General features: G+C 72.9%; 11 protein-coding genes. 1 reads left to right on the top strand and 10 read right to left on the bottom strand.

Annotated elements, in window-relative coordinates; all coding sequences use genetic code 11:
• Positions 1-4: 4 nt before the first annotated feature.
• From IEY99_RS07620 to IEY99_RS07580, 9 genes are all read right to left on the bottom strand, one after another.
• Positions 5-1,402: a M36 family metallopeptidase gene (locus IEY99_RS07620; protein WP_229798298.1), complete on the bottom strand. Its 1,398-nt coding sequence runs from the start codon at positions 1,400-1,402 to the stop codon at positions 5-7.
• 86 nt (positions 1,403-1,488) lie between these two features.
• Positions 1,489-3,498 carry a purple acid phosphatase family protein gene (locus IEY99_RS07615; RefSeq protein ID WP_229798296.1) on the bottom strand — a complete coding sequence of 670 codons (2,010 nt, stop codon included), beginning with the start codon at positions 3,496-3,498 and terminating at the stop codon, positions 1,489-1,491.
• 47 nt (positions 3,499-3,545) lie between these two features.
• Positions 3,546-4,559 (bottom strand): NADP-dependent oxidoreductase, encoded by a 1,014-nt coding sequence (locus IEY99_RS07610; protein ID WP_189200855.1) that lies wholly within the window; start codon positions 4,557-4,559, stop codon positions 3,546-3,548.
• Positions 4,556-5,710: a phosphotransferase family protein gene (locus IEY99_RS07605; RefSeq protein WP_229798295.1), complete on the bottom strand. Its 1,155-nt coding sequence runs from the start codon at positions 5,708-5,710 to the stop codon at positions 4,556-4,558. Before IEY99_RS07605 ends, IEY99_RS07610 begins: the two co-directional genes overlap by 4 nt.
• Positions 5,707-6,453: an SDR family oxidoreductase gene (locus tag IEY99_RS07600; protein ID WP_189200853.1), complete on the bottom strand. Its 747-nt coding sequence runs from the start codon at positions 6,451-6,453 to the stop codon at positions 5,707-5,709. Before IEY99_RS07600 ends, IEY99_RS07605 begins: the two co-directional genes overlap by 4 nt.
• Positions 6,450-7,262 carry an SDR family NAD(P)-dependent oxidoreductase gene (locus IEY99_RS07595; protein ID WP_189200851.1) on the bottom strand — a complete coding sequence of 271 codons (813 nt, stop codon included), beginning with the start codon at positions 7,260-7,262 and terminating at the stop codon, positions 6,450-6,452. The genes IEY99_RS07600 and IEY99_RS07595 overlap by 4 nt, the downstream gene beginning before the upstream one ends.
• Positions 7,259-8,524: an acyl-CoA dehydrogenase family protein gene (locus IEY99_RS07590; RefSeq protein WP_189200849.1), complete on the bottom strand. Its 1,266-nt coding sequence runs from the start codon at positions 8,522-8,524 to the stop codon at positions 7,259-7,261. Before IEY99_RS07590 ends, IEY99_RS07595 begins: the two co-directional genes overlap by 4 nt.
• Positions 8,525-8,595: 71 nt before the next feature.
• The gene (locus IEY99_RS07585; protein ID WP_189200847.1) at positions 8,596-9,606 is read right to left on the bottom strand and encodes an AraC family transcriptional regulator; all 1,011 of its coding nucleotides are present in this window, start codon (positions 9,604-9,606) and stop codon (positions 8,596-8,598) included.
• Positions 9,607-9,644: 38 nt separating this feature from the next.
• Positions 9,645-10,463 (bottom strand): DUF4142 domain-containing protein, encoded by an 819-nt coding sequence (locus IEY99_RS07580; RefSeq protein WP_308427022.1) that lies wholly within the window; start codon positions 10,461-10,463, stop codon positions 9,645-9,647.
• 173 nt (positions 10,464-10,636) lie between these two features.
• Here IEY99_RS07580 and IEY99_RS07575 point away from each other — a divergent pair, with 173 nt between their 5' ends.
• Positions 10,637-11,647, top strand: coding sequence for a radical SAM protein (locus IEY99_RS07575; RefSeq protein ID WP_189200843.1), 1,011 nt, complete (start codon positions 10,637-10,639; stop codon positions 11,645-11,647).
• Positions 11,648-11,673: 26 nt separating this feature from the next.
• On the opposite strand, the gene IEY99_RS07570 is transcribed toward IEY99_RS07575, so the two are convergent.
• Positions 11,674-12,483 carry a DUF8832 domain-containing protein gene (locus tag IEY99_RS07570; RefSeq protein ID WP_229798293.1) on the bottom strand — a complete coding sequence of 270 codons (810 nt, stop codon included), beginning with the start codon at positions 12,481-12,483 and terminating at the stop codon, positions 11,674-11,676.
• Positions 12,484-12,553 lie beyond the last annotated feature (70 nt).

Here is a 12,553-nt window from a genome sequence, read left to right as displayed (position 1 = left end):
CGTGCTAGGAGAGGATCCCGCGAGCCTGGAAGGCTTCGCGGGTCCGGGTCGCGGCGCGTGGTCCGTAGAGGACGCTGGCGGCGGCGACGGTCGCCTCGGCCGCCTGCGGCATGGTGACGTCGGGGGTGAAGCGGAACTGGGCCTCGAGGATGATCCGGTTGGCCCTGGTGCGGCCCAGGGCCTGGTTGACGTCCCAGAGGGCGTGCGACCAGATCTCCCCGTCGGCGTGCACCTGGCCCACCAGGTCGGCGGGGTAGCGCTTGCCGGTGTCGGTGCGGCGCAGGCAGTGCGGTTCGTCGTCGGTGTACGAGGTGGCGTCCCAGTCCATGACGCAGGCCAGCGGCGTGACGGCGGTGTCGGGGCTGGTCGCCTGGGACATCGTCACGGCCCAGTAGTCGCCGAAGCCTTCGCCGACGGCGCCGGCCTCCACCGTGCTGCCGAAGCCCGGCACCTGGTCGTCCTGAATGGCGTGGCCCAGCTCGTGCCAGATCACCTCGTTGTCCTCGGCGTCGTCGACGCCGCCGGTGCCCAGGGTGATCGCGTCCACCGACGGGTCGTAGTACGAGTTGTCCGCGGTGAACCCGGTCGTGACGTAGTCCTGCGGTTCGTTGTTGACGTCGATGAACCCCAGCCGGTGGATGTACTCCTCGGCCGTGGTCATGCTGTGGTAGGTCATCACCTGCTCGAAGCCGGGATCCGAGCGCGGGTAGACGTACGTGCGCTCGGCCGAGGTGACGGCGGGCTCGCTGAGGTTGTTCGCGTACGAGCCCTGCAGCGTCTCCTTGTCCGGGTCGAGGTGGCGCAGGATGACGCGCCGGTAGGCGGCCTGCAGCGCGGGGTGGTCGGTGTCGTCCTGGTCGGTGAGCGACTCGTCCTGCAGGGCGACGACCGGGTTCGGGTTGAACACCTGGCCGGTGCCGTTGGCCTCGCGGACCGTGTTCTCCTCGCGCAGCACGGCGCCGGTGCCCGCGTCGATCAGCGAACGGACGGTGCCGCGCGCGGTCGGGGTCAGGGTCTGCCAGGCCAGCGTGGCGGCCGGCCCCGGGACGACGACGAGCTCGGCGCGCGCGGGCTGTCTGCCGAGCCGGCCGGCCACCGCGGACCGCGCGCGGTGCTCGGTGAGGCCCGCGGCGGTGCCGGTCAGGCCGGTGATCGTCTTGCGGCCGTCGGCGGTGGTGACGGTGCCGTCGGTGGCCTGGTGCGTGGCGTAGTAGCCGCCGAAGACCGGGATTCCCCGGTACGTCTGCTGGTACCAGGTGTGGGTGCCGAGCAGCGACTGGCGGGTCTGGAGCTGCCGCAGCTCGCCGGGCACGGCGGCCGGTGCCGCGGCGGCAGGTCCGGCCACCACCGTCGCGAGGCCGGTGAGGAGTACGGATACGAGCACGGGCGGTGTCTTCTTCAACGCGTCTCCTGTCGCACGTGGATCCATCGATGCTAATCACTTTCGATCACCACCGATAGCCGCCTGCGTGCGGTGTCGTGGACGCGTCAGCGCAGAGGTTCGAGCCCCTCCCGGACCGACGCCGCGATCGCACCGCGGCCGGCGGTGCGCGCCAGGGTGATGCGGTCGATCTCGGTGTAGGGCCCCGTGGTGCCCGGCAGGGCGTCGGCCAGGCTGCGCACCGTCAGCGTGGTGCGGGCCCCGCGGGCGGCGGGCACGACGTCGACGGCGATGAACGCGTAGTCGTCGTAGCGGACCTGGGACCAGTCGACCACCTCGGGGACCCGGCTGCCCGCCGGGTGGCCGGCCGGCTTGACCGAGCTCTTCTCCCTCGACCAGAAGTAGCTGTTGACGATGTTCTCGGTGTTGTTCTCGCTGGAGTTCGGGCCGCCGGGCGGCTGGTATCCGCGGTAGCGCTGGCCGGCGGCGAGCTTCTGCGGTCCGGTCGGCGTGACGCCGGCCGGGGGCGGCGCGGCGGGGCCCGGCGCCTGGCGGAACGGGTACCGTGGACGGCCGCCGGATCCGACGCAGATGTACGTGACGCCGTCCTTGGCCGGGTGGATCGTCGAGCCGTCGGGCGCCGAGCGGGTCCGCTTGCCGTACCGGATCGGGTCGGTGCGTTCCAGCAGGTGGTTGTGGCCCTGGACGACCAGGTCGACCTGGTACTTGCTGAACAGCGGGTCGAGCGCGTCGCGCACGCCGCCGTCGGAGGCGTGGTTGTTGGTCGTCGAGTAGGCGCAGTGGTGCAGGAACGCGACGACGAAGTCGATGTTCTTCGCCCGCTCGCCCGGGGTGCGCCATTCCTTCAGGGTGCGCTTGAGCCAGCTCAGCTGGGCGCCGCGGGAGTAGCCGGTGTTGGTCTGCAGCTCGGCGGAGAGGTCGTTGGCGTCGATGGAGATCACGCCGACGTTGGCGTAGACGAACCGGTACACCGACGGGCAGGTCTTCGGGCCGTTGCCCGGGAAGTCGAGGCGCTCGACGAGACCGCCGTACCCGTGGGTGGGGCTGTCACCCAGGAACCTGGTCTTGCCGTAGAGCGGTTCCATGTCGTGGTTGCCGGTGGCGAACATCCACGGCGTGTAGGCGGCCAGCGGCTCGATCTGGTTGAGGAAGACGTCCCAGACGTACGGGTTGTAGAGGTTCTTGCCCTTGGGCGCGACCCGGGTGAGCGCCGTCGTGTCGTCCGCGGGCAGGCCCGAGCCGGACGGGTTGGCGTAGCAGATGTCGCCGGCCAGCAACGTGAAGACGGGCTTCTGCGTGGCCATGAGCAGGGTCTGCGTCAGCGCGGGACGCCGGTCGGTGCCCTGCGGCCCGGCGACCGGGTCGTCCGGCAGGTACGAGTTGTCGTCGAAGACGCCCGCCGGCCAGGTGCCCCCGGCGGCGACGACGGAGGAGGGATTCTGCCCCCAGGCGTACCGGGGATCGGTGGGGGCGGTGTTGGTGCCGACGTCGGCGAAGGCGGTGAAGGTGAACGGGGCCGGCACCGCGGCGCCGCGTACCGGGGCGGTGGTGAAGTGCGCGTCGCCGCTGACGGTGCCGTCGGAGAGCCGGACCCGGTAGTGGTACACCGTGCCCGGGCGCAGGCCGTCGACGGTCGCCTTGAGGTAGAACTGGCTGCCGATCGGCCCGCCCGGGATCGCGTACTGGCCGACCAGGTGCGTGATGGCCGCCTCGACCCTGGTGCCGTACTGCCCCGGGGCGGCGCCGACGTCGACGAACGCCCGCAGCTTGGCCGGCAGGGTGCCGGTCTTGCTCACCAGCTGCGCCGTCACCGCCATCGCGGGCCGCAGCACCCCGTCGGCGCCGGGCACGAAGGACAGGTGGCGGCCGGACACCACCACCCCGGCCCGGCCCGCCGTGCCGCCGCCCGCGGCGAAGGCGGCCTCGGCGAGCTGGAACTGCGCGAACGCGTAGCCCCCGGCGCCCGCCATGACCGCCTTCAGTACGGAGCGGCGGCTGATCCGCTCCCGCGCCAGCTCCTGCGCGTTCCAGTCGCTGTACTCATCCACCGTGACGGGACGGCCGCCCTTCGCGTACACCACGAGGGCATCCTTCACCGCCCACCACCGTCACGTGTCGGACATGCCCGGATTAGGGCCGGATTTCACTCATCCGCCACCTTGAGGACGAGCTTTCCGGTGTTCTCGCCACGGAACAGCCGCAGCAGGGTCTCCGGGAAGGCCTTCACGCCGCCCTCCACCACGTCCTCCAGAGACCGCAGCTTCCCGGCCGCCAGCCACCCGGACATCTCGGCGGCGGCCTCGCCGTACCGGTCGGCGTAGTCGAAGACCACCATGCCGGTCATGGAGGCGCGGTTGATCAGCAGGGACATGTAGTTGGCCGGGCCCTTGACCGGCTCCGTCGCGTTGTACTGCGAGATCGCGCCGCAGATGACGATGCGGGCGCCCCGGGCCAGCCGGGTCAGGACCGCGTCCAGGATGTCGCCGCCGACGTTGTCGAAGTAGACGTCCACCCCGTCGGGTGCCGCCTCGCGCAGTGCCGTGCGGACGTCCTGCGACTTGTAGTCGATGCAGGCGTCGAAGCCGAACTCCTCCACGACCAGGCGGCACTTGCGCTCGCCGCCGGCGATGCCGATCACCCGGCAGCCGTGGAGCTTGGCGATCTGGCCGACCACGCTACCGACCGCCCCGGCCGCGCCGGACACCACGACGGTCTGCCCGGGCTGTGGGCGGCCGATGTCGAGCAGCCCGAAGTACGCGGTCATGCCCGGCATGCCCAGCACGCCGAGGTAGACCGGCAGGGGCGCCAGCGCCGGGTCGACCTTGGTCAGCCCGCGGCCGTCCGACAGGCAGTACTCCTGCACGCCGAGGGCGCCCGACACGTGGTCCCCGACGGCGAAGCGCGGGTGGCGGGAGGCGACGACCCGGCCCACCCCGCCGGCGCGCATGACCTCGCCGATCCCGACCGGCGGGATGTAGGACTTGCCCTCGTTCATCCAGCCGCGCATGGCCGGGTCCAGCGACAGGTAGAGGGTCTGGATCAGCAGTTCACCCTCGCCCGGCTCGGCGGCCGGTTCCTCGGCGTACTCCCAGTCGGTGGGCTTCGGCAGGCCGACCGGGCGGGCTGCCAAGCGGTACTGACTGTTGCTGCGGCTCATTTCGAGGGCTCCTCGGTGGTCGGGCGCCGTCCCGGGTGGGACGGCCGGACGGGGGTGGCGGCGGTGCGCGGGGACATCCTGCGGGCGCGCCGGATGATGCGGCGGCACCGCAGCTCGAGGACCACGACGGCGATCCCGAAGAGCCGGAACTGGGGGTTCGTGGTCTGCCGGCTCAGGTACCGCTGGTACACCTGCTGGGCGATGACGGCGACCCGGAAGAGGCCGAACACCTGGTACCAGGCCCACTCGGCGTGGGTGACGGTGGCGCCGGTCCGGGCGCAGTAGTAGGCGACGACCTGCTCGCGGGTCATCATCCCGGGCAGGTGCGTGGGCTGGCGGCGGAAGAGGCGCAGCAGCAGCCCGTCGCCGGGCTGCACCCAGTAGCCCAGCGAGCTGGCGAGGTCGAGCAGCGGATCGCCGACCGTGGCGAGCTCCCAGTCGAGCAGGCCGATCGGGCGGGTCGGATCGGCCGGGTCGAGCACCACGTTGTCGAAGCGGAAGTCGTTGTGGACGAGCGTGTGCGGCCGCTCCGCGGGCCGGTGCTCGTCCAGCCAGCGCATCACCGTCTCGAAGCTGCCGACGTTGCGGGTGCGGGCCCGGCGGTACCGCTCGGACCAGCCGGAGACCTGCCGGGCGACGTAACCGTCGCCCTTGCCGAGGTCGCCCAGGCCGGTGGCGGCGACGTCCACCGAATGCAGGCCGGCCAGCAGGTCGATGACGTTGCGGCAGAGTGCGGCGGTCTGCTCCCGATCCAGGTGTACGCCGCGGGGAAGCTCCTTGCGCGGGATGGGACCGTCGAGCCGCTGCATGACGTAGAACGGCGTGCCGATGACCGAGGCGTCCTCGCACAGGGCCACGGTGCGGGGTACGTAGGGCAGGTGCCGGGCCAGCTGGGTCTGCACCCGGTGCTCGCGGGCCATGTCGTGCGCGCCCTTGACGTGCGTCCCCCGGGGCGGCCGGCGCAGGATGAGGTCACCGCCCGGGTAGCGCAGCAGGTAGGTCAGGTTCGACACGCCGCCGGAGAACTGGCGCACCTCGGGAACCGCGGTGAGGTCGATCCCGGCGTCCGCGCCGGTGGCGTTCGCGGCCAGCCAGGCGGCCATCGCGCGGACGTCGAAGGCGTCCTCCCCGCGTACCTCCCGGTCGCTCACGTGAGCCTCCGGACGATGCCCAGGGGCAGCACCTTCATGGCGGCGGCCAGCGGCACCCAGGGCCACTGCGGGACGTACGCCTTGACGCGGCGCTTCTCGATCGCCCGGACCATCGCCCGCACGCCGGTCTCGGTGCCGACCATGAAGCGGGTCTTCTGCTCGACGTGGGCGTTCATCTCCGAGCGGATGTAGCCGGGATAGATCACCGAGACGTCGAGCCCCCGGATGCGCTCCGAGCGCAGTCCCTCGGCGATCGCCGCCACGCCCGCCTTCGTCGCGGCGTACGTGGTCATCGAGCGGCGCATGCCGCGCAGCGCCGACATCGAGGAGATCAGGACGAGATGGCCGCGTCCCTGCGCACGGAAGATCTCGAGGGCGGCCTCGCACTGCGACAGGGCCCCGACGAAGTTGGTCATCGCCGTGGCGAGGTTCGCGTCGGCGCGGCCGGTGCCCAGCGGGGCGCCCTTGCCGAGGCCGGCGTTGACGATCACCCGGTCGAGCCGGCCGAACGTGGCGGCGAAGGTGTGGAAGACCTTGGTGACCGCCTCGGCATCGGTGACGTCCAGCGCGGCCGTCTCCACCCGCCGCCCGGTGTCGGCGCGGATCCGGCCGGCGAGCACGTCGAGCCGGTCCGTACGCCGCGCGCACAGCGCCAGGTCGTAGCCGAGAGCGGCGAACTGGCGGGCCATCTCCGCGCCGAGGCCGGCGCTCGCGCCGGTGATCAGGACGACGCCGCGGGTCACGACGCCTCCCGGGCGGCGGCGTCGTCGCCGAGCTCGATGTCGCGGATCCGGGCGCCGGCGGCGATCATCCGGCGGTCGTAGAGCGGACGCGCCAGGCGCTTGCTCCAGAACGCCCTGCGGGCCGGCCGGTCCGGCAGGATCAGGAAGCGCCTCGCGTCGACTCCCCGCAGGACCCGGGCCGCCATCTCGGTGGCGTCCAGCGGCGCGCGGGCGATCAGCCTGGTCGCGATCCGCTCCATGAGCGGGTCGTCGCCGCCGAGCGAAGCGGCCAGATTGGTACGGAAGAACGACGGGCAGACGACACTGACGTCGACGCCCCAGGGCCGCAGCTCGTGGCGCAGGCCTTCGGACAGCGCGACGACGGCCGCCTTGCTGGCGTCGTACGAGCTCATCGCGGCCGGATGGGTGAGCCCGGCGATCGACGCGACGTTGACGATGTGGCCGTTCCCCTGCAGCTTGAGCATCGGGGCGAAGGTGCGGCAGCCGTTCACCGTGCCGAGGACGTTGATCTCCAGGACCCGGCGCCAGTGCGCGTCGCCGAGCCGGTCGACCCGCCCGCCGGCGGCGATGCCGGCGTTGTTGACGAGCAGGTCCAGGCCCCCGAAATCGCGCTCGACCCGGTCCCAGGCGGCTCCCCAGTCGCCGGCCGAGGTGATGTCCAGGCGCTGGTACAGCGCGCCCGCGGGCACGTCGTGCTCCGGCGCCAGGTCGGTGACGAGCACCCGCTCCCCGCGGGCCGCGAGCTGCGCGGCGAGGGCCCGGCCCAGGCCGGAGGCCCCTCCGGTGACGAGGACCCGGCGCCCGCTCATCGGGCCGCTCCGTGCTTGCCGAGCTCCACGCGGGCGACCACGCCCTTGTGGACCTCGTCCGGGCCGTCGGCCAGGCGCACCGCCCGGGCCGCGGTCCACGCGCCGGCCAGCGGGAAGTCGCCGGACAGCCCGGCGCCGCCGTGGATCTGCATGGCGAAGTCGACGACCTGCTGGGCCACGTTCGGCGCGGCGACCTTGATGGCGCTGACCTCGCTGAGCGCGCCGGTGGGGCCGTACCGGTCGAGTTTCCAGGCGGCGTGCAGGATCAGCAGCCGGGCCGAGTCGATGGCGATGCGTGCCTCCGCGATGCGCTCCCGGTTGCCGCCGAGGTCCACCAGCGGCTTACCGAAGGCCCGGCGCGACAGGCCGCGCTCGCACGCCAGGTGCAGCGCCCGCTCGGCCAGCCCGATCATGCGCATCGCGTGGTGCACCCGGCCCGGCCCGAGCCGGCCCTGTGCCAGCTCGAAGGCCCGGCCCGGACCGGCGATGACGTGGGTGGCGGGGACCCGGACATCGGTGAACGACACCTCGCCGTGGCCGAAGGGCTCGTCCAGGAACCCCATGGTGTCGAGCATCCGCTCGACCTTCACGCCGGGCGTGTCGAGGGGGACGAGTACCATCGAGTGCCGTTGGTGCCGGGGTGCGTCCGGCGCGCTGAGGCCCATGACGACCAGGACGGCGCAGTCCGGGTGGCCGATCCCGGTCGTCCACCACTTGCGGCCGTCGAGCACCACCTCGTCGCCCTCGACGACCGCGGTCAGCTGCATGTTCGTGGCGTCCGAGGACGCCACCGCCGGCTCGGTCATCGCGAACGCCGACCGGATCCGCCCGTCGAGCAGGGGGTCGAGCCACCGCTCGCGCTGTTCCGGCGAGCCGTAGCGCAGCAGCAGCTCGGCGTTTCCGGTGTCCGGCGCGTTGCAGTTGAACACGTACGGGGCGAGGAAGGACCAGCCCGTGGCCTCGGCGATGGGCGCATAGTCCACGTTCGTCAGTCCGGCGCCGCCGCGGGTGCCGAACCGCTCGGCGTACGGGCCCTCGTGGCCCGCCGGCAGGAACAGGTTCCACAGGCCCTGGGCGCGGGCCTTGCGCTGCAGTTCGCGGACCTCGTCGGGCACCCGCCACAGGTCGGCTCCGCCGCCGTGGCGGCGCGCCTCGCCCGCCCGGGTGTGCAGGTGGTCCTCGACCGGGGCGATCTCGTCCTCGACGAAGGCGCGGACGGCCTCCGTGAGCTCGGCCGCGCGGGGGGACGGGCTGAAATCCATGCCCCCAGCGTAGGCAACCTACCGACGAGTAATTGATCCTACGCGACAATGATTTGATCCTGCACGACAGCTCAGTCGCGGCTGCGGGCCTCCCGCCGCAGCTGCGAGGGCGTACGTCCCCACCACCGCTTCGCGCACCGGGTCAGCACCGCCTGCTCGGCGAAGCCCACCAGGTTGCTGACCTGGGCGAGGGGCATGGTGGTCGTGGTGAGGTACGAGCGCGCCCGGGCCCGGCGCACCGAGTCGAGGACGGCCCCGAACGAGGTCGCCTCCGCCGCGAGCTGCCGCTGCAACGTCCGGGGGTGCACGGCCAGCGCGCGGGCGACGTCCGCGAGCTCGGTCGACCCGGTGCCCAGCGACTGGTCGAGCACCGCGCGCACCCGCGACGTGACGGCCTTGCCCGCCTCGGGGGACTGGCGCGACAGGAAGGCCAGCGCCAGCCCGCGTACGGTCGCATCGACGCCGTCCAGCGTGCGGGACAGCAGGCTGGACGGCAGCCGCAGCACCGCCGCGGCGCGACCGAAGCGCACCCGCGCGCCGAACGCCTCCTCGTAGCGCCGCCGGGGCGCGACCGGGTCGTGCGGCAGGTCGACCGACTTCAGCCCGTACTGGCCGCCCGCGAGAAACATCACCGTACGGTGCAGGAACAGCACCGTCATGTCCGTGGCCTGCGGCAGCGGCCGTACCCCCGGGAACGCGTAGCGGAGGGCGACCACACCGCGGTCGCCCTCCGGATCCTCGACCAGCGAGACGCTCTGGTCGCGGGCGTGCACGAACATGTAGCGCGACGTGCACTCCAGGGCGTCGGCCACCGACGGCGAATGCTGGATCGCGACCGCCAGCGGCCCCAGCAGGCTCAGGTCCTGGGCCTGGCCCACCCGCAGCCCGAGATCGGGACAGCCGAGGTCGGCCGCCGCCACCTCGAGCACCGCCGCCAGCTTCGAGTCCTCGACCAGCAACTCGTCGGTGTCCAGCGCCTCCACCGGCAGCCCCACCCGCCGGGCGCAGCCGACGGCGTCACCACCGAGAGACTCGACGACCTGCCGGAACATCTGTAGACCGGCGGAGCGGACCAGCGACATGCCCCCAGGCTAGGGACAGCGCCCTCCGCCGGTGCGGATCAGGAGGTGAAGTAGCGGCCTCGCTGTCGCCGGTAGGAGTAGGACCGGCGGGAATCCCGAATGAAGTGCCGGCAGATGAAGACGGTGACGGCCGCGCTCGCGAGGGCGACCAGGACGAGGGCCACCACCGGCGCGCCGCCGACCGACGTCGTCGTCGTGGACCTTCCCGCGGTCTGCAGCTGTGCGGCGCCGGCCGGTCCGTTCGGGGCGGCGTTCGGCGGCGGCGCGGTCGGCAGCGCGGCGAAGTTCACGATGCCGCTGCTCTCCAGCAGGGTCATGTGCGTCATGACGAACTGGTTGGTGCGCTGGGCGAGCTTGCGTACCGTGTCGTTGCGGGTGCTCGCCCGGATCGTGGCGATGGCCGGGAAGATCTTGCCGTGCGCGGCCCGCAGCCGGTCGATGTACACCCGGTCGAAGTCCTCGCCCTCCGCGTCGCGCATCTCGGCGAGCCAGCCCTGCTGGTCGGAGTTGGGCTCGTCCGGCAGCTCGACGTCCAGCTTCTTCGCGGCGTCGCGAACGAGCTTGTCGAGCGCGACGTGCTGGGCGGCGATGTCGCGCCCGATGGACTGGATCCGGGGGTCGTCGGACTTCTCCTGGGCCATCTTGCCGGCGGGGATCTCCCACAGCCCGGCGAGGCGGACCTTGACCGCGAAGTCGCGGTCAGCGTCGGAGACCTCGCCCTTGCCCCGGTCCGTCAGCAGCCCGTTGGGCGGATCCGGCACGCCGGGCTCGGCGCGCGCCCCCTGCGGGTCGAAGAGCATCATCGCCACGGCGACCAGCGCCGCACCCGACAGACGGCCGGGCCATCGAAACGTCACCGCGAACATCTCTACCTCCAGCCACGACCGTGGATGGTCCCTGGTGAGCCGGAGTACGTAGCGTGCCCCGCTTCGGATCAATGCGTGCGACCCCCCGGTTTCTGCGCTGGCGGGGCGCGGCCGCCGGGCCGTCACCCCGGTTTGCCGCGGCGCGGGCGGGGCACTCCCTCGTCATGTCGACCGGCATCGATTCCCCGCCGCTTCCGTCCCACCTCCAGCTGGAGATCACGTCGGCGTGCAACCTGCGCTGCATGATGTGCCTGGTGCGCTACCGGCCGCCGGTGAACAAGCTCTCCGGGGCGATGCGACCGGAGTTGTTCCACCGCCTGGTCGAGCAGGTCCCGGAGCTGCGGCGGCTGACGCTGCAGGGGCTCGGCGAGCCGTTGCTGTCGCCGTACCTGCCGGAGATGATCCGGACCGCGGTGGACCGGCGCATCACGGTGGGCTTCAACACCAATGCCACCCTGCTGACCGCGCGGCGCGCCGCGGAGCTGGTCGCGAGCGGGGTGGACTGGCTGCACGTCTCCCTCGACGGCGCCCATCCGCGGGCGTACGAGAAGATCCGCGAGGGGGCGAGCTTCGACGCCGTGGTGGCCAACCTGGCCGGCCTGGTGACCGCCAAGCGCGCCGCGGGCAGCGCGACGCCGTGGATCCGGGTGGTCTTCGTGGCCATGCGCGACAACGTCGGCGAGCTGTCCGGCCTGGTGCGGCTCCTCGGCGGGATCGGCGTCGACGAGCTGCACGTGCAGAACCTGTCGCACAGCTTCTCCGACACCGACCCCGCCGGCCGCTACGAGGGCATCCGCAGCTTCACCGCCGAGCAGGCCCTGTGGACCGGCGCCGACCAGGACCGCGCCCGGGAGGCGTTCGCCGCCGCCGCCGAGGCGGCCCGCGACCTGGGGCTGCGCCTGCGGCTGCCGGCCGTCGGCGCACCGGACCCCGGCGGCGCGCACCGGCGCGGCTGCTCGTGGCCCTGGGACGCCGCGTACGTCACGAGCGCCGGGGTCGTCCAGCCGTGCTGCATGGTCATGGGCGACGACCGGGTCTCCCTGGGCGACGTCACCGAGCAGACCTTCCCGGAGATCTGGCGAGGCCCGGCGTACCGCGAGTTCCGCCGCCGCCTCACCGGCGACGACCCGCCCGAGGTGTGCCGCGGCTGCTCGCTGTACCACCGGACCTTCTGAGCCGTGGCCGGTCGCCCGTCCACCGGTCAGGTCGTGAAGATGGTGAAGGCCACCTCGTGGACGGTGCCGCCGGCGCGGAACTGCAGGAACAGACGCTTGTCGCCGCGTTCGGCGAAGGCGGCGTGGAAGGACAGGACGCCGTCGGCCGGGGCGTCGCCGGTGGCGTTGGCCGGCAGCGGGTGCAGGTGCTTGAGGCCCTGGGTACGGACCTCGAAGGCGGACAGGTGGGCGTACGCGCCCAGGTACGGTTCGAGCCTCGCCGGGCGGCCGTCGCGCGACACCTGGAACTGCAGCGCCGTCGGGGCCCCGGAGGCCAGGTCGGCGGTGCCGTCGAGGCGGCGCACGGTGTACGGGCCGGAGCGGGCCCGCTCCTGCGGTGCGGGCACCGGGACCATGGTGGTGTCGCCCGCGATGACGAACGGCACGCCGAGCACGGTGGGTTCGGCGCCCGCGGGACGGTCGTGCGGGACGAACTCGGTGTACACCCGGTACGCGCCGCCGTCGGCGATGGTCACCGGGGCGGTCCACGCGCCGTCGACGACCTCCGGGTGCAGGTGCTGGTAGCCGGAGAGGTCGTCGCGCAGCACGTACATGTGCATCGGCTTGGTGTGCACGTGCCGCAGGTCGGTGACCGGCCCGGCGGGGCCGGTGATGCGCAGCGACAACCGGCCCGGGCCGCGGGCCGTGGGCAGGGTCAGCGCCTCGGCGCGGAAGCCGTCGTAGGCGTCGGAGAGTCCGTCGGTGTGGTAGGCGGCCGGCGGGAGGGCCGGCGCCGGGGCCGGGCCACGGCTGTCGGCGAGCAGATAGGCGGCCGCGACGGACGCGGCGAGCGTCACCGCCGCGGTCAGACGGCGGTGACCCCGGCCGGTGCCGGCGCGGACCGGGCGGTCCGCGCCGGCGGGCTGA

This window comes from Couchioplanes azureus (genome assembly GCF_014648355.1).
In the GTDB taxonomy this organism is placed as follows: domain Bacteria; phylum Actinomycetota; class Actinomycetes; order Mycobacteriales; family Micromonosporaceae; genus Actinoplanes; species Actinoplanes azureus.
This window is presented reverse-complemented; position numbering and strand designations above follow the sequence as displayed.

Coding starts and splice junctions, on each gene's coding strand:
- IEY99_RS07610 (WP_189200855.1), bottom strand. CDS start 4,559: ATGAGCCGCAGCAACAGTCAGTACCGCTTGGCAGCCCGCCCGGTCGGC.
- IEY99_RS07595 (WP_189200851.1), bottom strand. CDS start 7,262: ATGAGCGGGCGCCGGGTCCTCGTCACCGGAGGGGCCTCCGGCCTGGGC.
- IEY99_RS07590 (WP_189200849.1), bottom strand. CDS start 8,524: ATGGATTTCAGCCCGTCCCCCCGCGCGGCCGAGCTCACGGAGGCCGTC.
- IEY99_RS07575 (WP_189200843.1), top strand. CDS start 10,637: ATGTCGACCGGCATCGATTCCCCGCCGCTTCCGTCCCACCTCCAGCTG.
- IEY99_RS07585 (WP_189200847.1), bottom strand. CDS start 9,606: ATGTCGCTGGTCCGCTCCGCCGGTCTACAGATGTTCCGGCAGGTCGTC.